Origin of the sequence: Rhodopseudomonas sp. P1 (assembly GCF_039642825.1) — a bacterium.
Lineage (GTDB): Bacteria > Pseudomonadota > Alphaproteobacteria > Rhizobiales > Xanthobacteraceae > Rhodopseudomonas > Rhodopseudomonas palustris_H.
The window spans coordinates 385140-410567 of sequence record NZ_CP088006.1 but is presented as its reverse complement, the minus strand read 5'-3'; the positions used below and the strand labels follow the sequence as shown (position 1 = coordinate 410567).

21 protein-coding genes, 1 tRNA gene and 2 pseudogenes are annotated in these 25428 nt (G+C 64.4%); 10 read left to right on the top strand and 14 right to left on the bottom strand.

Annotation, left to right across the window (positions count from 1 at the left end):
* Positions 1 to 177 precede the first annotated feature (177 nt).
* Positions 178 to 1140: pseudogene (locus LRC39_RS01975) on the top strand (IS5 family transposase).
* A gap of 360 nt (positions 1141 to 1500) precedes the next feature.
* Here the strand turns inward: LRC39_RS01975 and LRC39_RS01970 are convergent.
* Complete coding sequence (locus LRC39_RS01970) at positions 1501 to 2496, bottom strand: Ku protein (protein ID WP_346296171.1); 996 nt, start codon at positions 2494 to 2496, stop codon at positions 1501 to 1503.
* 104 nt (positions 2497 to 2600) lie between these two features.
* Here LRC39_RS01970 and LRC39_RS01965 point away from each other — a divergent pair, with 104 nt between their 5' ends.
* Positions 2601 to 2843, top strand: coding sequence for a hypothetical protein (locus LRC39_RS01965; RefSeq protein WP_107342612.1), 243 nt, complete (start codon positions 2601 to 2603; stop codon positions 2841 to 2843).
* A 104-nt stretch (positions 2844 to 2947) separates the two neighbouring features.
* On the top strand, positions 2948 to 3667 hold the full coding sequence (gene radC / locus LRC39_RS01960) for a RadC family protein (protein WP_264053989.1): 720 nt from the start codon (positions 2948 to 2950) through the stop codon (positions 3665 to 3667).
* A 15-nt stretch (positions 3668 to 3682) separates the two neighbouring features.
* On the opposite strand, the gene LRC39_RS01955 is transcribed toward radC, so the two are convergent.
* From LRC39_RS01955 to LRC39_RS01925, 7 genes are all read right to left on the bottom strand, one after another.
* Positions 3683 to 4204, bottom strand: a complete 522-nt coding sequence (locus LRC39_RS01955) for a DUF1566 domain-containing protein (RefSeq protein WP_346296170.1) — start codon at positions 4202 to 4204, stop codon at positions 3683 to 3685.
* Positions 4205 to 4251: 47 nt separating this feature from the next.
* Positions 4252 to 5052 (bottom strand): crotonase/enoyl-CoA hydratase family protein, encoded by an 801-nt coding sequence (locus tag LRC39_RS01950; protein ID WP_346296169.1) that lies wholly within the window; start codon positions 5050 to 5052, stop codon positions 4252 to 4254.
* Between the two features lie 140 nt (positions 5053 to 5192).
* Positions 5193 to 6644 (bottom strand): glycogen synthase GlgA, encoded by a 1452-nt coding sequence (gene glgA, locus LRC39_RS01945; protein ID WP_346296168.1) that lies wholly within the window; start codon positions 6642 to 6644, stop codon positions 5193 to 5195.
* Complete coding sequence (gene glgC, locus LRC39_RS01940) at positions 6641 to 7903, bottom strand: glucose-1-phosphate adenylyltransferase (RefSeq protein WP_346296167.1); 1263 nt, start codon at positions 7901 to 7903, stop codon at positions 6641 to 6643. Before glgC ends, glgA begins: the two co-directional genes overlap by 4 nt.
* 8 nt (positions 7904 to 7911) lie before the next feature.
* The gene (locus tag LRC39_RS01935; RefSeq protein WP_346296166.1) at positions 7912 to 8160 is read right to left on the bottom strand and encodes a hypothetical protein; all 249 of its coding nucleotides are present in this window, start codon (positions 8158 to 8160) and stop codon (positions 7912 to 7914) included.
* Positions 8161 to 8174: 14 nt separating this feature from the next.
* Positions 8175 to 10490 (bottom strand): FdhF/YdeP family oxidoreductase, encoded by a 2316-nt coding sequence (locus LRC39_RS01930; protein WP_346296165.1) that lies wholly within the window; start codon positions 10488 to 10490, stop codon positions 8175 to 8177.
* A 104-nt stretch (positions 10491 to 10594) separates the two neighbouring features.
* Positions 10595 to 11533: a 1-phosphofructokinase gene (locus LRC39_RS01925; protein ID WP_346296164.1), complete on the bottom strand. Its 939-nt coding sequence runs from the start codon at positions 11531 to 11533 to the stop codon at positions 10595 to 10597.
* A gap of 224 nt (positions 11534 to 11757) precedes the next feature.
* Here LRC39_RS01925 and LRC39_RS01920 point away from each other — a divergent pair, with 224 nt between their 5' ends.
* Positions 11758 to 13038, top strand: coding sequence for an alpha-glucosidase/alpha-galactosidase (locus tag LRC39_RS01920; protein WP_346296163.1), 1281 nt, complete (start codon positions 11758 to 11760; stop codon positions 13036 to 13038).
* A 208-nt stretch (positions 13039 to 13246) separates the two neighbouring features.
* On the opposite strand, the gene LRC39_RS01915 is transcribed toward LRC39_RS01920, so the two are convergent.
* Entirely contained in the window at positions 13247 to 14071 is an 825-nt protein-coding gene (locus LRC39_RS01915) for a universal stress protein (protein ID WP_107342604.1), read from the bottom strand.
* A 152-nt stretch (positions 14072 to 14223) separates the two neighbouring features.
* On the bottom strand, positions 14224 to 14955 hold the full coding sequence (locus tag LRC39_RS01910; protein ID WP_346296162.1) for a protein-L-isoaspartate(D-aspartate) O-methyltransferase: 732 nt from the start codon (positions 14953 to 14955) through the stop codon (positions 14224 to 14226).
* Between the two features lie 232 nt (positions 14956 to 15187).
* Between LRC39_RS01910 and LRC39_RS01905 the strand changes: the two genes are divergently transcribed.
* From LRC39_RS01905 to LRC39_RS01885, 5 genes are all read left to right on the top strand, one after another.
* Entirely contained in the window at positions 15188 to 15409 is a 222-nt protein-coding gene (locus tag LRC39_RS01905; protein ID WP_346296161.1) for a ChaB family protein, read from the top strand.
* A 76-nt stretch (positions 15410 to 15485) separates the two neighbouring features.
* On the top strand, positions 15486 to 16469 hold the full coding sequence (locus LRC39_RS01900; RefSeq protein WP_346296160.1) for a zinc-dependent alcohol dehydrogenase family protein: 984 nt from the start codon (positions 15486 to 15488) through the stop codon (positions 16467 to 16469).
* A 135-nt stretch (positions 16470 to 16604) separates the two neighbouring features.
* Positions 16605 to 17042 (top strand): thioredoxin TrxC, encoded by a 438-nt coding sequence (gene trxC, locus LRC39_RS01895; protein WP_346296159.1) that lies wholly within the window; start codon positions 16605 to 16607, stop codon positions 17040 to 17042.
* 102 nt (positions 17043 to 17144) lie between these two features.
* On the top strand, positions 17145 to 17894 hold the full coding sequence (locus LRC39_RS01890) for a 50S ribosomal protein L11 methyltransferase (protein ID WP_346296158.1): 750 nt from the start codon (positions 17145 to 17147) through the stop codon (positions 17892 to 17894).
* 319 nt (positions 17895 to 18213) lie between these two features.
* Positions 18214 to 20778, top strand: a complete 2565-nt coding sequence (locus LRC39_RS01885) for a sensor domain-containing protein (RefSeq protein ID WP_430624916.1) — start codon at positions 18214 to 18216, stop codon at positions 20776 to 20778.
* A 1421-nt stretch (positions 20779 to 22199) separates the two neighbouring features.
* Here LRC39_RS01885 and LRC39_RS01880 read toward each other — a convergent pair.
* The 4 genes from LRC39_RS01880 to LRC39_RS01865 all read right to left on the bottom strand — a co-directional run bounded on the left by LRC39_RS01880 (position 22200) and on the right by LRC39_RS01865 (position 24370).
* Complete coding sequence (locus LRC39_RS01880) at positions 22200 to 22769, bottom strand: Swt1 family HEPN domain-containing protein (RefSeq protein ID WP_346296156.1); 570 nt, start codon at positions 22767 to 22769, stop codon at positions 22200 to 22202.
* Positions 22766 to 23392 (bottom strand): DUF5343 domain-containing protein, encoded by a 627-nt coding sequence (locus tag LRC39_RS01875; protein WP_346296155.1) that lies wholly within the window; start codon positions 23390 to 23392, stop codon positions 22766 to 22768. Before LRC39_RS01875 ends, LRC39_RS01880 begins: the two co-directional genes overlap by 4 nt.
* A 346-nt stretch (positions 23393 to 23738) precedes the next feature.
* Positions 23739 to 23813, bottom strand: a tRNA-Glu gene (locus LRC39_RS01870).
* Between the two features lie 221 nt (positions 23814 to 24034).
* Positions 24035 to 24370 (bottom strand): hypothetical protein, encoded by a 336-nt coding sequence (locus tag LRC39_RS01865; protein WP_012494099.1) that lies wholly within the window; start codon positions 24368 to 24370, stop codon positions 24035 to 24037.
* On the opposite strand from LRC39_RS01865, the pseudogene LRC39_RS01860 reads away from it, so the two are divergent.
* Positions 24279 to 25416: pseudogene (locus LRC39_RS01860) on the top strand (RluA family pseudouridine synthase). The gene LRC39_RS01865 and the pseudogene LRC39_RS01860 sit on opposite strands and share 92 nt — an antisense overlap.
* Positions 25417 to 25428: the final 12 nt, after the last annotated feature.

Below are 25428 nucleotides of genomic sequence, written 5' to 3'. Positions count from 1 at the left end.
CATCGCGCAGCCGCCGCAGCATCGGCAAACGCCGCCTCAGCGCGGTGCCGACGCTGAAGAGTCAACTCAGTGCTCGCGTCGCCCTCACCCCACCCCTCTCCCGCAAGCGAGACCTCTGCAAAACCTGACTGTTCTATCCAGATGTGATTCACTTGCGCTTAGTCGGAGGTGAACGGGATGGCGCAGGACAGTTTCATTGAGGCTTTGCTGCCGGCGGGCTTTGGGCGCAACGAGCGGCTGGAGCGCATTTCGGGCCTGATCGATTGGGGCCGTCTTGCCGTCCTGATCCGGAAGGTGCGGCCGGGCGAGACCGGTCGGCCGCCCTACGAGCCGCTGACAATGTTCAAAGCCTTGTTGCTGCAGCAGTGGTACGGACTGTCCGACCCCGGTCTCGAAGAGGCCCTGCTCGACCGAGTTTCGTTCCGGCGCTTCTGCGGGTTCGCGCTGGATGCGCAGACACCCGACGAGACGACGCTTTGCCGGTTTCGCAATGCCTTGCAGCAGGCCGGCCTGGGAGACGCCCTGTTTCAGGAAGTTCTCCGGCAGCTCGAAGCGGCTGGATATGTCTTGAGGACAGGGACTTTGATCGACGCAACCCTGGTTCAAAGTTCAGGGCGGACGCCTGCCTCGGGATCGACCCCGCGCGAGGTCGAGAGCCGCTCGTCACACGATCCGGAAGCCAACTGGACAAGGCAGGGCCCCAAGCGCCAGCTGTTCTTCGGCTACAAGGCGCACATCGCAATCGATCAGGGATCGGGGCTGATCCGGGCCCGCAAACTGACCGGGGCGAAGACGTATGAGAGCCAAGTCGCCGACGATCTCGTCCTCGGCGACGAGAAGGCGGTCTATGCCGACAAGGCCTACGAGAAACGTGCGCGCCGCCAAGCCCTCAAAGCTCGTGGCATCAAGGATCGCATCTAGCATCGTCGCAACAAACACCAGAAGACGCTGCCGCGATGGCAGGCCGTACGCAACAAGCTGATCGGGCGCGTGAGGCAGGCGATCGAACGGACCTTCTCGCAACTCAAAGGCCGCTACGGCTTCACCCGCATGCGCTACGCCGGCATCACCGCCAACGCATTCCACCTCGATCTAATCTCGATCGCCTACAACCTGCGAACCGCAGCCGCCATCCGCTGACCAATCTCCGGCCACGGCGGCCGAAACCGCCGCTCGCAGCCAAATCGCATCACGCCATCACCCCTCCAGCTGCCAACTCGCCAAATCAACGAGTTTCGCAGAGGTCTCGCAAGCGGGAGAGGGAGCCGGCTGCCTGCGGGGTTAAGTAATACATTTCGAGCGGACGCAGAGTGGCAGGCCACAGTCATCTTCCGAGCCACAGGTCCTCTCGCCAAACTAGCGGCTTTCTCGCAAGCCACAGCCTGCTCACACACGGCTCTCTCGCTGAGCCACAGCCCCTCCCGATGCACAGCGCGCTCCCTCTCCCGCTTGCGGGAGAGGGCTGGGGTGAGGGGACGCGAGCATTGAGGTCGTGTTGAACTAACCGGCCTTCCGGGCTTTAGGCCCCACCGCGCTCCGCGCGGGCTTCTTTGCCTTTGCCGGTTCTTCCTTCGCCTTGCCGGTGCCACTCCCTGCGATTGGCAGCAGCATTTCTTTTTGCCCAGGCGCGGTCTTGCGCTTCTTGGCGCGGGCAGGCTTGGCGGGGGAAGACTTCTCCGCGGTTTCGGATGAGGCCGACTTCTTGGCCGCCGGCGCCGACTTCGCGTCGCCGAGGCTCCTGCGCAGCGCGTCCATCAGGTCGACGACGTTATCGCCGCGCGGGCGGGCTTGCGGCTTGATCGGCTGTCCGGCCATCTTGCTGTTGATCAGTTCGGTGAGGGCGCTCTCGTAGTGATCTTCGAAAAGATCGGGCTGGAAGTGGCCGGACTTCTGCTCGACGATGTGCTTGGCGAGGTCGAGCATGTCCTTGGTGATCTTCACGTCCTGGATGTCGTCGAAGTAGTCGCCGGCGTCGCGCACCTCGTAGGGATAGCGCAGCAGCATTCCGACCAGTCCTTTGTCGCGCGCTTCCAACGCGATGACGTGCTCGCGATTGGTCAGCACCACGCGCGCCAGCGCCACCTTGTCCATGCTGCGGATGGTTTCGCGGATCACCGCGTAGGCGTCGTGACCGACCTTGCCGTCCGGCACCAGGTAATACGGACGCACCAGATACAGATCGTCGATTTCGGACCGCGGCACGAACTGATCGATTTCGATGGTGCGGGTCGACTCCAGCGCGATGTTGTCCAGCTCGTCCTTGGTGACCTCGATGTAGCTGTCGGTATCGACCTTGTAGCCTTTCATGATCTCGTCAGACGGCACCTCGTCGCCGGTCTCGGCATCGACCTTCAGGTATTTGATCCGATGCCCGGTGGCCCGGTTGATCTGATTGAAGCTGATTTTTTCGGAATCCGATGTGGCCGGGTAGAGCGCTACCGGGCAGGTCACCAGAGACAACCTGAGAAAGCCCTTCCAGTTGGCGCGGGGGGCCATGACGCATACTCCACTGCTACTCGAACCGGACTCAAAGCCGGAAGGACTCGGATTCGTTCCCGTGACCGACTATCTTGCTGTCGAGGAGCAGCGGAGCCGCCGCCATGATCGATCGTCCCCGGGATTTGCCGCGCGATCTTGCGACGCGGATGGCGCGGCGCAGCAAGCCGGCCGACGGCTTTCTGCGCGAGACCTTCGTGCTGCCCCGCCCCGCGGCTCGGGCCAAGGCGAAGGCGTTTCTCGAGGCGTGGCCGAAGGCCGCCTATATGAGCAGCGTCGAGAGTTGGCGGGAATTGCCGGACGACACCATCGAATTCACCATGCGGCGGCTGCCAAGCGCCGACTAGCGCCAGGAACTCTGTTAAGCGCCGAAAACCAGTGCCGAATTCGGGTTGCAAAAGCCGCGCAGCACGGCATGGTTGTGCGTGACCAGACCTGCGCGGCCGTGGACATGCCGACAGACAACGCCGAGCGATTGCATCCAGCCGGATTTGCCGAAGCGCCGCATTATCATGGCCATCGGGAGCGGCTGCGCGAGCGGTTTCGCGACGCCGGGGCCGACGCGCTGTCGGACTACGAGCTGCTCGAACTGGTGCTGTTCCGGGCGCTGCCGCGCCGCGACGTCAAACCGATCGCCAAAGAGCTGATCGTCCGGTTCGGTTCGTTTGCCGAAGCGGTGCATGCGCCGGCCGAACGGCTGCGCGAAGTCAACGGGGTCGGCGACGCCGCCATCATCGAAATCAGACTGATCGCGGCTGCGGCGGCGCGGGTGACCAAGGGGCAGGTGAAGCAGCGCACCGTGCTGTCGTCCTGGTCGGCGGTGATCGACTATTGCCGCACCACCATGGCGTTCGCCGACAAGGAGCAATTCCGGATCCTGTTTCTCGACAAGCGCAACCAGCTGATCGCCGACGAACTGCAACAGGTCGGTACCGTCGACCACACGCCGGTGTACCCGCGCGAGATCGTCAAACGCGGCCTCGAACTGTCGGCCACCGCGGTGATCATGGTGCACAATCACCCGTCGGGTGATCCGACGCCGTCGCAGGCCGATATCCAGATGACCAAGTCGATCATGACGATCGCCGAGCCGCTCGGCATCGCGGTGCACGACCACATCATCGTCGGCAAGAACGGTCACGCCAGCCTCAAGGGGCTGAGGCTGATTTGAGGCCGCCGGTGGGGCTTAGTCCGCGTTCGGCTTGGTGTCGGGACCAGCCGAGCGCACCAGCCGCACGGCGAGGCGGATGCCCCGGCTGTTGCTGTCCGGATGGCCGTCGACGAAGTCGAAATTCCAGTACAGATCGAGCATGCCGTACGGCGTGACGGTCCAGTATTTGGCGAGGCCCTCCTCGGTCGGCACGATGTCGGGAAACACCGTGGTATCGACCACCGGGCTGCCGCAGTCGCTATCGACGAGACTCTCGAGCTCCGCGCCCGACGGCACGCGCCAGCCATCGCCAGCACTGCCCGCCGCCGCGATCGCCTGATCGAGGCCGAGATAGCTGACCGCTCCTTTGCAGCCGGCGTTGCCGCTCCAACTGTTGCCCACCGAGCAGCGCTGCCAGATCAGCCCGGTGCGCTGGTCGATCGCCTCCGCGGCCGCCAGACGAAAGCGCGTCTGATGGCCGCTGCGGTCGCGGTCGTAGCAATCGGCGCGGGCGGGGGAGGCGGCGAGCGACAGCGCAGCGCCGATCAAGGCGGTCACCAAACCGCGATGCGATCTGCTGGCCCCAGCCTGCTCGCCGCGCCTGATCATGATGCCGGCTTGCCGAACGCTCCGTGGCGACCTTCGCCCTGCGCGAACCGGGTGGCGCCGGACAGGGTTTCGCCGGACTGGATCACTTTCAATCCGCCGCGCATCTCGTTCATGATCGCGTCTTCTTCCGGCAGATCCCATTGCTGCAGGGCCGACAGCCGGTCGGCGCGCAGGCAGGTCTGCGGGAACTCGGAGATCTGCTTGGCGAGCTCGATCGCACGCGGCAGCGCCTCGCCGCGCGGCACCAGGCGGTTGGCGAGCCCGATGCGGTGCGCCTCGTCGGCCGCCACCGGACGGCCGGTGAGAATCAGATCCATCGCCTGCGAGTGACCGATCAGCCGCGGCAACCGGATGGTGCCGAGGTCGATCAGCGGCACGCCGAAGCGGCGGCAGTACACCCCGAAGGTAGCATCTTCAGCGACCACGCGCATATCGGCCCACAGCGCCAGCTCGAGGCCACCGGCGACCGCAAAACCTTCGACCGCGGCGATCACGGGCTTGGACAGCCGCAGCCGGCTCGGGCCCATCGGCGCCAACGTGTTGTGGCCAGCGATCTCGCGCTTCTTTTCGGCGTCGCCGGCCGCCACCGCTTTCAGATCGGCTCCGGCGCAGAACGTGCCGCCCGCACCGGTGAACACCGCCACCGACGCAGTCTCGTCGGCATCGAACGCCAGGAAGGTATCGTACAGCTTCTTGGCGGTGGCGCCGTCGACAGCGTTGCGGCGTTCGGGGCGGTTGATCGTGACGATGGTCACCGGACCATCGCGTTCGATCCGGACGGTGTCCTGGCTGGGCATGGGTTTCTCCCTTTTGGTCGCCTTGCGTCCCTTGGCGGGATCGTCATGACAGCATCGCTGTCACGAGCCGCGACGGCGATCAAGACCATCAGCGACAACGCCGGGAGCGGGTTCATCGTTGGAGCCCGCCGACGGCCCGCTCAGCGCTCGGCCACCAGGTCGCGATACAGCTTCGCGTAGTGCTGCGCCGGGTTCTTCCACGACACGTCGGTGGTCATGCCGTTGATCTGCAGATTGCGCCAGGCGACGACGTCGGCGAACAGCGCGCGGGTTTTGCCGAACGCCTTGATCAGCGCGTCCGTCGTCACCGGTGCGAACTGGACGCCGGTCGCGACGCCGGTCGCGGTCGCCATCTCGTTGGCGTCGACCACCGTATCGGCCAGACCGCCGACCCGCGCCACCACCGGCACCGCGCCATAGCGCAAGGCGCAGAGCTGCGTCAGGCCGCAAGGCTCGAACCGCGACGGCACCAGCAGCGCGTCGGCGCCGGCCTGGATCTGATGTGCCAGCGCTTCGTCGTAGCCGATCACCGCGCCGACCTGGCCGGGATATTTGCGGGCCGCGGCGGCGTAGGCCTGTTCGAGTTCGGAATCGCCGGAGCCGAGCAGGGCGAGCTGTGCGCCGCCCGCGATCAACTGCGGCAGGGCTTCGAGCAACAGGTCGAGCCCCTTCTGCCACGACAGCCGGCTGATCACGCCGTACAGCAGCGCGCCCGGCTCGGGCTTGAGGCCGAACCGTGCCTGCAGCACCTTCTTGTTGCGGGTGCGGGCCGCAATGCTTTCGACGTCGTAGGTGGCCGAGATCAACGCGTCATTGGCCGGATTCCAGACGTCGGTATCGATGCCGTTGAGGATGCCGGACAGCCGGTCGGCGCGCAGCCGCAGCAGGCCGTCGAGGCCCATGCCGGCTTCCGAACCCTGGATCTCGGCTGCATAAGTCGGCGACACGGTGGTGATGCGGTCGGCAAGCTGCAGGCCGGCCTTGAGATAGCCGATGCCGCCGTAATACTCGATGCCGTCGAGGCCGAAGGCGCGCTCCGGCAGGCCCAGCCTGGCGAGCAGCTCGTAGGGAAACCGCCCCTGGAACGCCAGATTATGGATGGTGAAGACAGTCTTCGGTCCCGGCCGTCCGCTGTATTTCAGATAGGCCGGCAATAGTCCCGTCTGCCAATCATGGGCGTGCAGCACGTCCGGCTTGTAGTGCGGCAGCAGGCCCTGGCCGATCGCGGCCCCGACCTGCGCCAGCGCCGCAAAACGCAGGCCGTTATCGGGCCAATCCTTGCCGTCCGGGCCGACATAGGGATTGCCGGGCCGGACATAGAGATGCGGCGCGTCGAGCACGAACAGATCGAGATCGCCGCAGCGCGCCGCCAGCAGCCGCGCGGTGCCGCCGAACAATTCGTTGAAGCTGTGGACCTGCTGCGGATCCTCGATCCCGCCGAGCACCGCCGGATAGCCCGGCAGCAGCGAGGTGACGGCGATGTCGTTGGCCCGCAGGGCGGCCGGCAACGCGCCCGCCACATCGGCGAGCCCGCCGGTCTTGATCAGCGGAAACAGTTCCGACGCAACAGAGAGAACCGCCAGGGTGGTCATGCGTCGAGCTTCTCGATCATCGCGCGGGTAATCAGACAGATGCCGTTCTCGGTGCGCCTGAACCGCTTGGCATCGAGCTCCGGATCTTCACCGACCACCAGACCGGCCGGCAGCTTGACCTCGGCATCGATCACCACATTCTTCAGCCGGCACGAGCGGCCGATGTCGGCGTAAGGCAGCACCACGGTGTTCTCGACATGCGAGAACGAGTGCACGCGGACGCCGGTGAACAGCAGCGAATGCCGCAGCGATGCACCCGAGATGATGCAGCCGCCGGACACCAGCGACGACACCGCTTCGCCGCGGCGGCCTTCCTTGTCGTGGACGAATTTCGCCGGCGGCGTGATCTCGCCATAGGTCCAGATCGGCCATTCGCGATCATAGAGGTCGAGCTCCGGCACGATGTCGGTGAGATCGATATTGGCGGCCCAATAAGCATCGACCGTGCCGACGTCACGCCAGTAGCTGATCGCTTCGGAGCTCGACCGGCGGCACGATTTGTCGAAGTGATGCGCCACCGCTTTGCCGTGCTTGACGATGTAGGGGATGATGTCCTTGCCGAAATCGTGCGTCGAATTCGGATCGGCAGCGTCGCGGCGCAGTTCGTCGAGCAGAAATTTGGTCTCGAAGACGTAGATGCCCATGCTGACCAGCGACTTGTCGGCCTTGCCGGGCATCGCCGGCGGATCGGCCGGCTTTTCCAGGAACGAGATGATGCGATCGCTCTCGTCGATATGCATCACGCCGAAAGCGGTGGCTTCGTCCCGCGGCACTTCGAGGCAGCCGACCGTGACGTCGGCACCCTGCTCGACGTGCTGCTGCAGCATCTTCTCGTAGTCCATCTTGTAGACGTGGTCGCCCGCGAGCAGGACGATGAACTTCGGATCGTAGCTCTCGATGATGTCGATGTTCTGATAGACCGCGTCCGCCGTGCCCCGGTACCACATCTCTTCAGAGACGCGCTGGCTCGCGGGCAGAATGTCGAAGCTCTCGTTGCGCTCCGGCCGAAAGAAGTTCCAGCCGCGCTGCAGATGCCGAATCAGGCTGTGGGCTTTGTACTGCGTCGCCACCGCGATGCGGCGGATGCCGGAGTTGAGCGCATTCGACAGCGCGAAATCGATGATGCGGGATTTGCCGCCGAAATACACCGCAGGTTTGGCGCGCCAGTCGGTCAGCTCCATCAGGCGGCTGCCGCGTCCTCCCGCCAGCACGTAAGCCATCGCATGACGGGCGAACGGAGCGGTGACACCTTGACTCATGCGGCCTCTCATTCCAGCGGCCGGGAGCCGGCCATTCCCACTGTGCGCGACGGTGTCTTGCGCATGACGACGGCGATGTCGCAGCGCCACATAGTGGCCGACGCGTGCATGGCTTGCAATGCCACCCCGCCGTGCGCAGACGCAACCCGATCATTCGATGGCAGCAATCCGGAAGCCGGCAGGATGACGCGCGTGCGACACGACGCATCCTGCGGCGGCTTAATCGAACGGCGTGAATAGGCGATGACGTGGATCAAGCAGTCATGCCGTCTCAGGTCCGAATTCGCACCGGCACCGACTTGGCCGCCGGCGTCTTCGATGGACCGTCATGGTGCCACACCGGCATCAGCGAATTCATCTCCGGGTAATAGGCCCCCAAGCAGCCGTCGGGCAGCTTGAACGGCGTCACGACAAGCGGCCCGGCCTCGCGATGCACGCCATCGCCGGCGTCGCCTTCAAGCCACACTTGCTGGCCTTCGGTCAGGCCGGCCTTCGCCATCTCGTCCGGATTGATCAGCAGCACGTCGCGGCGACCCTCGATGCCGCGCAGCCGGTCGCTCATGCCGTACACCGTGGTGTTGAACTGGTCGTTGGAGCGCATCGTGATCAGCCGGTAGCGGCCAGGCGCTTCATCGAAGCCGATCGAATTCAACCGGTCGGGCGTCGTAAACTCCGCCTTGCCGCTCTCGGTCTTCCAGATCCGCTCGCGCGCCGCGTTGCCCTTGTAGAAACCACCGGGCGTGAACATCCGCGCGTTGAAGTCGCCGAACATCTCCGGGTAGCTCTCCTCGATCAGATCGCGGACCAGGCCATAATCGCCGACCCACTCGTCCCACTTCAGCTTCGGGTTGCCGCCCGGCAGCGTCGCCTTGGCGATGCCGGCGACGATCGCGAGCTCCGACTTCAGATGCTCGCTGGCCGGCTTGCGCAGCCCGATCGAGCCCTGGATGCAGCTGAAGGTGTCTTCCATCGTCACCGCCTGCGGGCCGCCGGCCTGGATGTCCTGTTCGGTGCGGCCGAGGCAGGGCAGCAGGTAGGCGGACTTGCCGTTGATGAGATGGCTGCGGTTCAGCTTGGTGGCGATCTGCACGGTGAGCTGCATCCGCGTCCAGGCGGCTTCCATCGCGTCGCGCTCCGGGATGGCGCGAACGAAATTGCCGCCGAGGCCGATGAAGGCGCCGACCTTGCCTGCCAGAATGCCGTGGCAGGCTTCGACCGTGTTCATGCCCTTGTGGCGCGGCGGATCGAATCCGAACTGCTCGGCCATCTTGTCCAGCGGCACCAGCTCGGGCTTTTCGGAAATGCCGACGGTGCGCTGGCCCTGCACGTTGGAATGGCCGCGCACCGGCGAGATGCCGGTGCCGTCGCGGCCGATATTGCCCTTCAGCAGCAGCAGGTTGACGAACATCGCGACGTTGAGGAAGCCGTGGGCGTGCTGGGTCAGCCCCATGCCGTAGATGCCGATCACCCGATCGGCCTTCACATAGACGTCGCCGGCCGCCTCGATCGCCACGCGGCTGAGACCGGACTCGCGCTCGATCTCGTCCCACGAGGTGGCGCGCACCTTGGCCTCGAATTCGTCGAGCCCATCGGTGTGCGCTTCGATGAAATCGACGTCGAGCACGCGGCGGCCCTCGCGCTTTGCCTCATCGTCGCGCGCGAACACGTGCTTGCACAGGCCGATCAGCACCGCGACATCGCCGCCGGCTTTGACCTGGTGATATTGGCTGCTGATCTTGGTCTCGCGGCCGGTCAGCATCTCGGCCGGGTTCTGCGGATTGACGAAGCTTTCGAGACCCTTCTCGCGCACCGGATTGAAGGTGATGATCTCGACGCCGCGCTTGGCGGCCTCCTGCAGCGGATGCAGAAAACGCGGGCTGTTCGAGCCGGTGTTCTGGCCGAAGAAGAACATCGCGTCGCAATTCGACAGATCGTCGAACACCACCGTGCCCACGCCGACGCCGAGCAGCTTCTTCAGCGCCACCGAGGTGGTCTCGTGGCACATGTTGGAGCTGTCCGGCAGGTTGTTGGTGCCGTACAGCCGCGCGAACAGCGCGTAGAGATACGATGTCTCCAGGCTGGCGCGGCCGGACGCATAGAACACCACCGACTTCGGATCGAGCGAGCCCAGATGCTCGCCGATCGCCTGAAACGCCTCGTCCCACGAACACGGCACGTAGTGATCGGTCGCGGCGTCGTAGCGCATCGGGTGGGTGAGCCGGCCCTGCATTTCGAGGTCGTAGTCGGACCAGCCGCGCAGCTCGGTGACGCTGTGCTCGGCGAAGAACTCCGGCGTGCAGCGCGCGCTGGTCAGCTCCCACAGCGTCGCCTTGGCACCGTTCTCGCAGAATTCGAAGGTGTGATAGTCGGCGGGCTTGGCCCAGGAGCACGACACGCACATGAAGCCTTTCGGCTTGTTCTGGCGCATCAGCGTTTCGATCGCGGCGGGCGAGCTCCACTCTTTGCCGAAAATTCTGCTGATCCCCTGCAGCGAGCCCCAGCCGCCGGCCGGGCCGTCATACGCCACCGTGCCGTCGGCGGGTTCGGGGATGTCGGTGTCGTGAAGTCGGGAATCGTCTTGGGACATGCGAACTCCTGGCAACGCGCCGCCAGCCCTAGCGCACGTCAACCAAGGGTTCCGCGAACAGTTCCTGGACCGCGCGGCAAAACCCGCGCGAGCCTCTCGTTCGGTCAGATCGGCTCGATGATCACCTGGGCGTAGAGCCGCTCGACCTCGTCCGGGTCGCACAGCTGCGTGCCATGCACCGTCAGGGTCGCCGAGCCCGCCGCGAGGCCGAGCCGGAACGCCTCTGCGATCGAGCCGCCTAGCGCCAGCCGGTGCGCGATTGCGCCGAGGAAGCTGTCGCCGGCGCCGATGGTGGACACTGCGGTCACCGGCAGTGCCGGCGAGCGCAGCGCCTGATCCTTGGTCACCAGCAGCGCGCCGAGATGGCCGAGCGACAGCGCCACGATCTCGACCTGACCGGCCGCGATATGCGCGCGCGCGGCGTCGACCCATTCCTTCTCGCAGCCGAGCGGGCGGCCGGCGAGCTCCTGCATCTCGCGCAGGTTCGGCTTGATCAGCGTGACGCCCTGCGCCAGCGCCGCGGTCAGCGGCTTGCCGGAGGTATCGAGGAAGAACTTGGCGCCGAGCTGCTTGGCCACCGCGGCAGCCTGCGCGTAGAAATCGACCGGCACGCCGGGTGGCAGGCTGCCGCTGCCGATCACGATCTTCGGTGCCGGCGAGGTCGCCGCCAAGGCATCGAGCATGCCGCGCCATTCGTGCTCGGCGAGCGGCAGCCCGGGCAGCACGAAGCGGTATTGTTCGCCGGTGGCATTCTCGCTGACCGAGAAGTCCTCACGCGTCTCGGCAACTGCTTCGACGATCCGGCTCGGCACGTTCTCTTCGTCGAGCAGCAGCTTCAGCAGCTTGCCGGTGAAGCCGCCGGCCGGAAAGATCGCCTCGACGTCACCGCCGAACCGCTTCACCACCCGCGCCACGTTGATACCACCACCGCCGGGATCGCGCTTCTGCGCCGCGCAGCGCAGCTTGCGGCTCGGCACCAAACGCTCGACCGACGTCGACAGGTCGATCGCAGGATTGGGCGTAAGGGTGACGATGTCGACCATCGCGAGGCGCACTCCGGTTTGATGCTTTTGAGGAAATTTCGACAGGCGGGCGGGCAGTCAGTGTGGCGTGGCGATGTGCCGGTGCCGTTGATCGGCGTCAAGACCGCGCCCGCACGGCTGCGGTTCACTTCAGATCCGTTCGCAGCGGAGTAGCAGGCGAAAGCCGGTGCGCGGATCTGCCCGCTCCACGCGGCTAACCGGCCTGCCGGCGGAGGCGACTTGAGATGACCAACACCACCAAGATCGTGTTCCTCGGCGCCTCCAGTGCGTCGTTCGGTCTCAGCATGTTTCGTGACCTGTTTGCGTCGCCGGTGCTGGCCGGTTCGACGCTGACGCTGGTCGGACGCAATCCGGCAACGCTCGGCCGAATGACCGAGCTGGCGAAGCTGATGAACGCAAGGTCCGGTGCCGGACTGATCATCGAGCAGGCCACCGACCGCCGCGCCGCGCTGGATGGCGCCGGGTTCGTCATCAACGCCACTGCGATCGACCGCAACCGGCTGTGGAAGCAGGATTTCGAGGTGCCGAAGAAGCACGGCATCCGCCACACCCTCGGCGAGAACGGCGGCCCCGGCGGATTGTTCTTCACGCTGCGTACGCTGCCGCTGGTGTTCGACTTCATCCGCGACATCGAGGAGCTGTGCCCGAACGCGCTGTTCCTCAACTACTCCAATCCGGAGAGCCGGATCATTCTGGCGCTCGGCCGCTACACCAAGGTGCGCCACATCGGGCTATGTCACGGCATCTTCATGGGCCGCGACGCGGTCGCCTACATCATGCAGATGCCGCGTGACGAGATCGAAGTCTGGGGCGCCGGGCTCAATCACTTCCAGTGTCTGACAGAAATCCGCCACCGCGACACCGGCGAGGATCTGTATCCGCGATTTCGCGCCGCCGAGCAGAGCTTCGATCCGGATGCCTGGCGGTTCACGCGGCGGCTCTATCGCGCGTTCGGCTACTGGCTGACCTGCAGCGACGATCATCTCGGCGAGTATCTGCCGTATGGCTGGGAAGCCGGCGAGAAGGGCTACGATTTCGACCAGGACGAACGCTGGCGCGGCGAATTCCTCACCCAGCTGAACGGCGTGCTCGGCGGAACGATGCCGATTCCGCAGTGGTGGACCGAGCCCTCGGGCGAGCGCGGCGCCGCGGTGATCGCCGCGATGCTGCACAACCAGAAGCGATTCATCGAGTCCGGCATCGTGCTCAATCGTGGCGTGATCCCCAACCTACCGGCCGAGCTCGCCGTCGAAGTCCCGGTGACGGTGGACTCCGCCGGCGTGCATCCGGTGTCGCTCGGCCCGCTGCCCGACCCGATCGCCAAGCTGATGCTGATGCAGGCCAGCGTGCAGCAGCTCGCGGTCGAAGCCGCCGTCCACGCCTCGAAAGAACTGGCCCTGCAGGCCCTGCTGATCGACCCGGTAGTCAACTCGGCGGTCGCGGCCGAGAAGATCCTGGACGAGCTGTGGGAGATCAACCGGCCGTATATTCGGAAGTGTGTTTAGCGTTACTACACCACGCACACTCGGTCATTGCGGGGCGGACTCGGAGCAATCGCAATGGTCATTCCGGGGCGCTTGCGTCAGCAAGCGAACCCGGAATCCCGACGTCGTGGAAACTGCCGGGTGCGCAACAATCTCGGGATTCCGGGTTCGCGCTGCGCGCGCCCCGGAATGACGGTGAGGAGTTCGGAGTAAATGCCGAACGACCGCGTCAATGCGACATCAGCACCGGTACGGTCATCGACGCCAGCATCTCGCGGGTGACGCCGCCGAGCACGAATTCGCGCAGGCGGGAGTGGCCGTAGCCGCCCATCACCAACAGGTCGGCCGAGGTATCGGCGACGTGCGACAGAATGGTGCCGGAGACGCCGATATCGGGCGCCGTGATGGTCTTGATGTCGACCTTGACGTCGTAGCGGGCCAAGTGATTGGCCATCTCGATGCCGCGCAGTTCGTTGGGATCGCGCACCTTGTGGTCGCGCACGATCACCAGTTCGACCTGGCCGGCGCGGCGCAGGAACGGCTTGGCGTCGTTGATGGCGCGGGTCGCGGCGCGGCTTCCGTCCCAGCAGCAGATCACGCGATCGAGCTTGACCGGAGTCTTCTGGATGTAAGGCACGATCAGCAGCGGCCGACCGGAGTCGAACAGCACCTGCTCGATCAGAATGTCGTTGTCGCCGTTCTCGGCGTCGGACTGCATGATCACCGACAGATCGAACCGGCGCGCCAGCTTGGGGAAACGCCCCGAAGTGCCATAGGCGGTCTCGAGCAGATGATGCTCGGCCGAGACGCCCTCGCGTTTGCAGGCGGCTTCGAACTGGGCGACCGCAGCGCGCGCCGCTTCTTCGCTCGCCGCCAGCATCTTGCTCAGCACGTCGGACGGAAAGTCCGGCATCGTGAAGCTCGGCAGCGAATCATAGGCAAAGCAGCAGCCGGCCACATGAGCGCCGAACAGCTCGGCAACGCCGAGCGCGATGTCGGTGATCTGCTGGCGATCCGTGCTACGTTCGAGATTGACGATGAGATCCTTGATCATGTCGCGCTCCCCGGCTGCGTCTTGTTGGATTTGATTCGAAGTGGTCATGAGGGGAGGCCGTGACGGGCGCCGACGGCCAATCCTCGAACTTTAGCACCGCCTTTGTTCCAGACCGATGAAGATCGGGCAATGCTGATCTTCCGCAAGCTCGATCATCTCGGATCATCCCTGTCCCGTGCCGTCCTGCCGGCCGGCTCCGGCTGCTGCCAACCTTCGGCGCCGAGCAGCGGCACGAAACGCACGTCGCCAAGATGCTCGCGCTTGAAATCGGCCTCGCCGAGCCGCGTCAGCCGCACCAGCTGCTGGGCGTGCTGATCGGCGCCGACCGGCATCACCAGCCGCCCGCCGATCTTGAGCTGGGCCTTCAGCGACTCCGGCACCTGCGGCCCCCCGGCGGCAACCACGATCGCGTCGTAAGGCGCGGCCGCAGGCCAACCGCGGGTGCCATCGCCGCGATGCACGTCGACATCGCCGTAGCCGAGAGCGGCGAGCCTTGTCGCCGCAGCGTCCGCCAGCGCGGCGATCCGCTCGACCGTGGTGACGTGACCGGCGATCTCGGCGAGCACCGCGGCGGCGTAGCCGGAGCCGGCACCGATTTCGAGCACGTTGTCGCCGCCCTGCAGCAGCAGCGCCTCGACCATCAGCGCCACGATGTAGGGCTGCGACATCGTCTGCTCGGCGGCGATCGGCACCGGCGCGTCTTCGTACGCCAGATCACGCATCGGCTCGGGCAGGAAGGCTTCGCGCGGCACCTTGCGCATCGCGGCCAGCACGCGCGGATCATGCACGCCGCGCGCTGCAATCTGGCGCTCGACCATCAACTCGCGCAGCACCGCGAACGACCGCCCGCTGAGCGGCGGCAAGTCCGAAGCCGGAGACGTCATCGCCATCTCCCCCGTGCTTGTTATTTTGTTGGCCGGGGCCCGATCGGCCGGGCTGGTGTCAGTCTAGGAGCCTGGGCCAGCCGGCCGATTGACCGGCGTCAACACCCACACCGCGACGCGAGCTTGCCGCAATCGGGTGCGAGCGTCGCGACAGGTAGCGCCGCACGACCCGGAAACGGGCGACCACCGTCGCCAGTTCCTCGGCGGAGCGGCGCGATAAGGGAGGGCCTGCGTGCCTTATGCTTCCACCGACGATCTACCGCCGGGGCTGCAAGTCCGGCTGCCGCTGCACGCGCAGGAGATCTACATCGCGGCCTTCAACAACGCCTTCGCCGAGTACCAGGATCGCGGCGCCGAGGAGCAGGAGGCGACCGCGCATCGCGTCGCCTGGGCGGCGGTGAAGAAACACTACCGCAAGCTGGGCGAAAACTGGGTGGCACGCGAGCGGGGCTGATCGGCTCGGCTTTGATCGATAAGCCTGCGCGCGCTATGTCCATCGCATCCGATCTTTCCGACCCTGGAGCCCCGCGATGGATGCGATGGTGCTGACGGCGCCGGGCACGCCGCTGCAATGGCAATCGCGCGACACGCCACAGCCGGGCGACGGCGAGGTGCTGGTCACGGTGAGCGCGTGCGGCGTCTGTCGCACCGACCTCCACGTCGTCGACGGCGAATTGCCGAACATCCGTTATCCGATCATTCCCGGCCATGAGATCGTCGCCCGCGTCGCGGCGGTCGGCACCGGTGTCACCAGCCACCAGATCGGCGACCGGGTCGGGATTCCCTGGCTCGGCCACACCTGCGGGGTGTGCCGCTACTGCCGAAATGGCATGGAGAATCTGTGCGACGCGCCGCTGTTCACCGGCTACACCCGCGACGGCGGCTTTGCGTCTCACGCCATCGCCGACGCGCGCTACGCGTTTCCGCTCGGCGAGGCCGGCGATGACGTTGCGATTGCGCCGCTGCTGTGCGCCGGACTGATCGGCTGGCGTTCCCTGGTGATCGCCGGAGATGCCGAGCGACTCGGCATCTACGGCTTCGGCGCCGCCGGGCACATCGTGGCGCAGGTCGCGCGCTGGCAGGGGCGGCAGGTATATGCCTTCACCCGCGGCGGCGATGGCGCCGCTCAGGACTTCGCCCGCAGCCTCGGCGCCGTGTGGGCCGGCGCCTCGGAGGAGCTGCCACCGCAGCCGCTCGATGCCGCGATCATCTACGCGCCGGTCGGCAGCCTGGTGCCGGCGGCGCTGAAGGCGGTGCGCAAAGGCGGCCGCGTGGTGTGCGCCGGCATCCACATGAGCGACATCCCGAGCTTTCCGTATGACCTGCTGTGGGAGGAACGCCAGCTGGTGTCGGTCGCCAACCTCACCCGGCAGGACGGTGTCGATTTTCTGAAGGTGGCGCAGCAGGCCGGCATCCGGACCGAGACGCACGCCTTCCCGCTGCGCGAGGCTGGCGCCGTGCTCGGCAAGCTCCGTGCCGGCGAGCTGCTCGGCGCCGCCGTGCTGGTGCCGTAGCAAGCCCTCGCCCCGTCATTGCGAGCGCAGCGAAGCAATCCAGAGGCCGCGCAGCGTGACCTGGATTGCTTCGTCGCTTTGCTCCTCGCAATGACGCAGACGACCACTACATCTGTCGGCGAGGAGGATCCGACCATGTCCGACCATCTCGTGGTGTGCACGCATTGCGGCGGGGTCAATCGGTTGCCGGAGCAGCGGCCGGCGCTGGATGGCAAATGCGGCAAGTGCGCTCATAAGCTCTTCGAAGGCCATCCGGCCGACGTCAGCGGTGAATTGTTCGACAAGCAGGTGTCGCGTAGCAGCGTGCCGGTGCTGGTCGATGTCTGGGCGCCGTGGTGCGGGCCGTGCCGGGCGATGGCGCCGGCTTATGAGCAGGCGGCGCATGAGCTGGAGCCGAACGTCCGCCTGATCAAGCTGAACTCCGACAACGAGCAGCAGATCGCCGGCCGGCTCGGCATTCAAGGCATCCCGACCATGATCCTGTTCGAGAACGGACGCGAGCGCGCCCGAACCTCCGGCGCGATGCCGGCGGGAGAGATCGTACGCTGGGTGAGGCAGCACCTCGCGCACTAAGAGCGCAGCATCTCATCGCTTCGTCATCGCCTCCGGCGCAGATAGGAACGGTAGCGCCGGACCGTCGTTGTCGCCCGACCAGGCTCAAAGCGGGGGGAAACATTGACGGATTCAGCGCTGCGTGGCCCAGCCACGGCCGACCGCTACTCGCTGCCTCGCACCCTGTTCCGCAAATTCGTCCACTGGGCGTCCCACACCTTCATTCTTTCCAGCAAGCGCACCCGGCGGACCCGCGTCGGCGACGTCGTGCTCGAGGTGCCGCCGTCGGTGTTTCATCCCGGCGTATTCGTCACCAGCGGCATGTTCGCGGCGCATCTGCGGCGGCTCGACCTGCGAGGTAAGCGCGCCGTCGAGATCGGCACCGGGTCCGGCATTCTGGCGCTGTCGGCCGCGCTGGCCGGCGCCGACAAGGTGGTGGCGCTCGACATCAATCCCAACGCGGTGCACGCCGCCCGGATCAACGCCGCAACCAACGGCGTCGCCGATCGCGTCGAGGCGCGGCTGTCGAATCTATTTTCGGCGGTCACTCCGGATGAAAGATTCGACCTGATTATTTCCAGCCCGCCGTCTTTCGCGGGCGAGCCGGTCGATATCGCCGACCACGCCTGGGTCGCCGGCCCGGGTTACTGCCATCTCCGCGACCTGTTCGGCTCGGCGCGCCGGCACCTCGCGGCCGGTGGCGAGATGCTGCTGCTGTTGTCCTCCGATTCCAACATCCCGCTGCTGAGAGCGTGGGCGCAGGAAGCAGGGTTCTCGTGGCAGCAGATCGAACAGAAATCGATCCTGATCGAGAAATTCGTGATCTTCCGATTGTGTACCAGCGAAGCTGCGTCGGTGGCCGCGCTGCGCTGATCCTCAACCGGCCGTCGCTGCCGGCAGCCGAATACGAGATGACAGGTGATCACTGCGGACGTGGTCTGCACCGCGGCGGCTGGAGGACCACGAGGAGACCTATTAGGAGCATTGTGACCTGCGCACTTCCACGACAACACCGGAACCCGAAGTTCCGTTTTCGATCAGACTGGCAGCGGCCCGGCAGGTTCCCAGTTCGGTTCACGCAAATTACACCACGATAGCGAACACTCTGATCTCGTTGGAACTTTCGCTCTGACGCCGACCGGCGCCATGCTACGACTGTACCCTGGTGAGGGTTCGTCTTGGGTGGTGAGAGATGGCCGTTCGTGGAGTGTCATTGCGGCAGCCATACCCACGAGAACCGCGGGGGTGGCATCAGGAATGGTCGCTGCGTCGCGCGATGCGGATGGCACGCGCCGCGTATTGGGAGTCGCACAGCGCCGCCGCCACCGACTTCTGGATGTCGGCCGAATTCGCCTCCCTCTACGACGCCGAAACGCCCGACGATTCCATCGCGATCACGCCGGCTCACGATCATGACCTCACCGACAGCCACGCGATTCTGCAGGCTCACTACACCGCGTGCTGGACGGAGGGCCGGCCGTTTGCGGTGGAAACCAAACTGATCAAGCCTGACGGTCGTCCGCTCGATTGCGTCGTGCACGGCGAACCGGAGTTCGATGCGAACGGTCAGGTGCAGCGGGTGTTCGGCATCGTTCGCGATGCGACCCCTGAAACATCCGCCCTCCGGCAGCTCGCCGTGAGCGAGCAGCGTCTGGCGGATTTCGTCAGCACCGCGTCGGACTGGTGTTGGGAGTCCGGCCCCGATCATCGGTTACTTCCCTACCCGAAATCACTCGACGGCAATGCGGCGCTGCAGACCGTCGCGTCCGGCGGACGGGCCCGATGGGAGCTCGCTTACGCCCCCGAAGAAGCCGCCTCCATGGCGCTGCACCAGGCAGACATGGAAGCCCATCGCCCGTTCCGCGACTTCGTCTACACATCGATCGGCAATGACGGCTCGCGGATCATTATCTCCACCAGCGGCAAGCCGATCTTTGCCGATGACGGCACATTCCTGGGCTATCGCGGCACCGCGAGTGATATCACCCAGCTCGCCGCCGCCAGAACCCTGCTCGACCAACGCACCGGAGCCTTGGAAGAGGCGCATCGGCTCGGCCGGATCGGAACCTGGACGCATCGGCTGGACACCGGCCGGACCGTGTGGTCGCCCGAACTCTATCAGCTGCTCGGCCTGGAGCCCGATGCGTTCGAACCGACCTATGAAGGCACGGAGCCTTTCTTTTTGGATGACGACGCCGCCCGCCTGCTGAAGATCCAGAAGCGCGTGCTCCGCACCAGCACGACGGAAGCCACCGACATCCGGATTCTGCACACCGACGGCGCGCCGCGCGATCTGGCCATCATCTGCAAGGCGGAGATTTCGAACGGGACGGTCATCGGCCTGATCGGCACCGCGCAAGACGTCACCGATCGCAAGGAAGCGGAGCGGCGGCTGGAGCAGCTCGCCTATACGGACCCGCTGACCGGCCTTGCTAATCGCGCGCTGTACAAACGCAAACTCGCCGATCTTTTCGAGAACCAGCTCTCGGAGCACGGACAGCACACGCTCTACCTGATCGACCTCGATCGCTTCAAGGAGGTCAACGATTCGCTCGGCCATTCCACCGGCGACAGCCTGCTGATTCACGTCGCCAGAGTGTTGCGGCGGGAGCTGGATCCGCAGGCCTTTATTGCCCGGATCGGCGGCGACGAATTTGCGGTGCTGACAAACAGTCCGAATCCATCTGGCGAAGCGCCGACTGCGCTTGCTGATCGATTGATCGCGAAACTATCGGTCCCGGTCGAGCTCGCCGAAGGCGAAGCCTGCATCGGCGCCACGATTGGCATCGCGCTGTTACCAGAGCATGGCGCCACCGCCGAGAAGGCTTCGCGCAACGCTGACCTGGCGCTCTACATGGCGAAGGAAGCCGGGCGCGGCCGGGCGCAGCTGTTCGAGCCGATGTATGCCGAGGCGGTCGACCAGAAGCTCGACCTCGGCCGGCGTCTGCGCCATGCCGTCGACAGCGGCGGGCTCAATACGCACTATCAGCCGCAGATCGATCTCAAGACCGGGCGCGTGATCGGTTTCGAGGCGCTGCTGCGGTGGAGCCATCCCGAGCGCGGACCGATTTCGCCGGCGGAGTTCATTCCGATCGCGGAAACCACCGGCCTGATCGTCGACCTCGGCCATTGGGTGCTGCGCGATGCCTGCAAGCAGATGCGCGGCTGGCTCGACGCCGGACTGCCGGCCCGGACCATCTCGGTGAACGTGTCTCCGGCGCAGATCTGGAACGGCGATTTCGAGAAAGTCGTCGCCACGGTGCTGGCCGAGACCGGTCTGCCGCCGGAGCTATTGTGCTTGGAGCTGACCGAAAATCTGTTCGTCGATCATACCAAGCAGAAGGTCAGCACGACGCTCGCAGCGCTGTCGAAGCTCGGCATCCAGCTCGCGCTCGATGATTTCGGCTCCGGCTATTCGTCGCTCGGCTATCTGACACGCCTGCCGTTCAATCGCCTGAAGATCGACCGCACCTTCGTCGACGGCATCGCCACCGTGCCGGAGAAGTGCAAACTGCTCGGCGGCATCATCGCGCTGGCGCACGGCCTCGGCATGAGCGTCGTCGCCGAAGGCGCCGAACTCCACGCCGAAGTCGACCTGCTCACCGCGTTCGACTGCGATTTCGTGCAAGGCTACGTGTTCTCGCGGCCGGTGGCGGCGGATCAGGCACCGGTAGTAGCGGCGGGAATTGAGCGGGAAGCCGAACGCGGCCGTGAGCACTGGAACGCACGTCACGAGGGCAGGTGTTCGGATATTTGAACGAGACTGGCGCTCCCTATCAATAGACGCATCCCCTGAGCGCTAGCACCTCTCCGCTTCTTGAGGTGAGCTGCATCTGAACGAGCAAAGCCTCTAAACTCCTCCCGAGACAACTCTGAACCGGCACAGATGTAACTATCCGGACTTTCATCACGAGTTACGCATCGAAAACACAAAATCAAAATACCTTCGGACTAGAAAGCAACTTGACATACTTCAAGAACAATTCGCGCCTGTCATTTGATTATGATGAACTGACAGTTTTTATTTCGACCTCCCTATTGCGGGAATGCAATGCGATACGCTCCGGAATTGATCGAAGCACTCGTCCTTATATTCCTTGCCGGACTACCTCTCGCCTGGAAGCAGGATAGGTCGTGGCCGCCTTGGCTAAAATACTCAACCACCTCGTTCGCCATCTTTTACTGTATCTGCTGGCTTCTGTTCAAAGGATTTACCGGAAAAGGTCTCGATGACGTCGTTGGCGGCGCGCTAGCGAGGATTATCTGCCACGCTTTTTCGCTAGAATGGTGCCTTAGCTTGAGCAGAGATACCGCCGTAACAGCCGACGATGCTACAAAAATCTCGCTCCCTAAAAGTGAGAGTATGCCTCGAAGCAGGGAACACTCGGAACAGGCGAGACCATCTGAAGATAGGCCGATGTCATGTGAAGCATTTAGAACCATCGCACATCAGGCTGGGAAGTTCTGGGCTGTGGCCTGCAACAAAAACACGGGACCCGGATATTATTGGGCCATAGCAGCACCTCGTATTAGACCTTATGCTTTCTACGGCTTAATTGGCACGGGAGCTGAACCGAAGTGCGATTCGGAAGAGGATCTTGAAACTACCGGCGAATCGGCAAGCTTTGAAAGCTCAATCGGCATGTGGACAGTTCGCGAGTTCTATTGTCGGGGGAACGGGCCCTATGGGAACGAGACCCGTTGCACGCAGCCGGACGAGGCAGGCCTAACGTTCGGCACGGACAAATATTACAATGGTGTTTTTCGCGCAGTCTGCAGAAGACAGTAAATTTCACACTTCGTAGCCAAACGTACGAACGCGAATGGCGCTCCCGAGGAGAATCGAACCCCTATTCTAGCCTTGAGAGGGCCGCATCCTAACCGCTAGACGAAAGGAGCGAGAGGATCAGAGGAATAGCCGCGAAACGGCTGCCTTATGATAACGTTCGGTTCTATCCTTGTCGTTCACTGTCCTCCATTTGCCGGACAAACATAGCAGCGCGACGTCGCAAAGCGGGGCACAGAATTACCTACTCGACCGCGCCGAACGCCGAACGAAAACCTAAGAGGGTAGTCGATAGTTTGGAAGCACCGATGTCCCCTTGAGGCGCACTCCAGGCAAGTGATCCCGGCAGCTGCACATCGCCTTGACCGAATAGATAGCAGCGGCTGCCGAGGCTACGGAGCTATGACACGGAACCAATCTCGCATTGTTTGACGGATGCGATCGGCTTCCTCAGATGATATTTCGCTCATGTGGCATATCGTATTCCGCAGATGCACAAGTAATCGAGCCTCTTGGATTAGGCCCCTGTCTCGGATGAGATCATTGAAGCCTTCTTTCCACGTATGCTCGATAACCTTCAGCAATTGCGGCAGTGTCATCAGCGCCGATTTATCTCGTGAGCCTAACGACATCCATGCCTTCATTTCCTCAGTCTGCTCAAGCTTGGTGATTTCTTGTTGAACGTCGGGCGGCACCTTCTCCCACCAATTTGATGCTCCGTCTTTCGTTAGGACTGCTACGATCAGCTCTCTCAGAAAGTCTTCGAAAACAAAAAAGAGCTTATATGACGTCGCGGCATCAGCTGCGCGGCGGACTTTCTCGGGCACGATTTCGGCCAAATCATATTCCGCAGACAGCAGAAGGGCGTCCTGCGGAACGACATGCTCAATCTTGGCGACCACCTTCTCTGCGGCCTGCCCGAGCATGAGGAATAGAGCCGCTGTCGCATCGAGATTGGTCATTGGAACGTTTTGCGGATGGCGTTGAAGATGTTTAGGTACGTTTCTTCTGTGCCGTTTGATGGCAACTGGACTTGAATGACATACTGGAATTCCGTGCGGAGCCCATCCACGCGGTTGCGCGATGCCCGATCGTCTTTCGGATGATGAGCTTCGCCCTTGGTCTCATCCTTAGCTATTTTAGTCTCGCCCTGAAGCGTCGGCTTCGCCTTGAAATCTCCTGCTCTAGTGAGGGATGAGAAGGTGGCGGCGATCCGTCCCGTAGCATCGTCATCTGTCCCCGCGATCTGAGCGATTAATCTCTTCAAGGAGTCCCCTTGCAACTCCCAGACACCTTCGTCCGCCTTGAACAGTGGCTCGTATGCTTTCCGTATGCCATCCGCCAACGCTCTTTTTCGATCGGCGCCCTTCAACAGCGGATAGGTTGCGGTAGGCGTATTCGCTTGATCCAGAAATCCCAGGTTACGCATTAGGGGAATCATCTGCCGGTCGTTAGTACTTTTCAGCCCAACGGTCGTCTCCAAAAATTCGCGATTGAACTTAGGTGGGACCGCTGCCGATGCGATCCGCGTAAACAGGGCGTCAACGTTCTTGTTGCTCGCCAAGTATGGCAGTGACACTGGCATCCAAAGCCTTTCCCCTAGCTGAAGGCCAAAGCGTACTTTTGGGGAAGGCAGATGACAATTCTCCCCTAAGTTGAGCGCCGAAAAATCGGGGGAAACGATCTGGCCGACGCGAAGGCCACGTTGCGGCTACGGCATTACGAACAGGTTCTTGATCGGCTTCGACTTGCCCTCATCCGCTTTCCTAATCGGTTTCGTTTGGAATCGTGCAGACATTCACGCGACTTTTCGCAGCCGGAACATCCACAACGGGCACGTCACGGCCGTTGCCTGCTTCTATTGGGAAGAGCGCGAGGGTGTGCACAGTCACCTATTGCTCGTCGGCAATAGTGCTCAACGGCAATTTCACTGGCGCTCCCTAGGGGAATCGAACCCCTGTTTCAGCCTTGAGAGGGCCGCGTCCTAACCGCTAGACGAAGGGAGCGTGAGGGCCGAACCAATAGCCGCGAAACCGCGCCGCCGCAAGATCGGGGGGCGGGCTTTTCCGAAATCCGTCATGCCCGGGCTCGACCCGGGCATCCATCGACAAGAAATGTCCGTGCCTGTGGCGTGGATGGCCGGGTCAAGCCCGGCCATGACGGCTTTGATGGGGCAGCGGTCGGCTCACCAATCGAACGGTGCCCGAACGGCTTCTCCCGCATCCGCCTACGGTTCGGTCGCGAAGGTCAGGCGGCCGGTCGGTTTCAGGGTTTTGGCCTCGAAGGTGCGCAGCTCGGTGGCGCCGCCGATGTCGAGGGTGACGACCACATAGTCGCCGGCGGAGGCGGTGGAGACCACGCGGGCGCCCTTCGGCAGCCGCAGGGTATGCTCGGTGGCGGCCGGCGCGCTTCCCTCGGCGCGGAAAAGCTTATAGCCGATGGCGATCAACACCGCGGCCACCGCCAGCGTCGTGGTCAGGCCCGCGATCAGCATCATCCGCCGCACCCGCGCAAACAGCGCGGCCTGCTCGGGGGTGGGGTCGGGCGTGGCGGTGTCGGTCATGCGAATCTCTGTTTGAAGGCGGCTGTTTTGGAAGGTGCGGTTGTGGGCGAAACGCCGGAAAATCCCGTGAATGTGGTGGTGGCCGGCGACGAGGGCTCGCCGCGGCTCGACCGCGTGCTGGCGGCGCGTTGCCCCGAGCTGTCGCGGTCGCGGCTGAAAGCGCTGATCCTCGACGGCCGGGTGGCGATCGCCGGCAACCCCGTCCGCGACCCCGCTTATCACGCCTCCCCGGGCGAGACGATCACAATCGACGTGCCGCCGCCGGTCCCGGCCGAGCCGGCCGGCGAGGCGATCGCACTCGACATCGTCTATGAGGACGCCGACATCATTGTGCTGAACAAGCCGCGCGGGCTGGTGGTCCACCCGGCGGCCGGGCACGAGACCGGCACCCTGGTCAACGCCCTGATCGCGCATTGCGGCGCGTCGCTGTCCGGGATCGGCGGGGTGAGGCGGCCGGGGATCGTGCACCGCCTGGATAAGGATACCACCGGCCTGATGGTGGCGGCCAAGAACGACAAGGCGCACCAGTCGCTGAGCGCGCAATTCGCCGACCACGGCCGCACCGGGGAACTGCGCCGCGGCTACCTCGCCTTCGTCTGGGGGGGCCGGGCCGCAAATACGGCACCATCGACGCCCCGATCGACCGCCACCCGCACGCGCGGGAGAAGATGGCGGTGCGCCAGGGCGGCCGTGAGGCGATCACCCATTGGGAGGTCTTGGAGAACTTCGCCGGCAAGGACGGCAAGCCGGTCGCGGCGCTGATCGCCTGCCAGCTCGAGACCGGGCGGACCCACCAGATCCGCGTCCATCTCGCCCACCTCGGCCATCCCCTGCTGGGTGACGACGTCTATGGGCCGCACTTCAAGACCAAAGCGAACCAGCTCGCCCCGGCGGCGCGGCGCGCGCTATCGGAGCTCGGACGGCAGGCGCTGCACGCGTATTTGCTGACGCTGGAGCACCCGTCGAGCGGCGAGGTACTGACCTGGGAATCGCCCCTGCCGGCCGATCTGGCCCATCTTCAGGCCGCGCTGATCGCGACGGAATGACGCGGCGAAGTC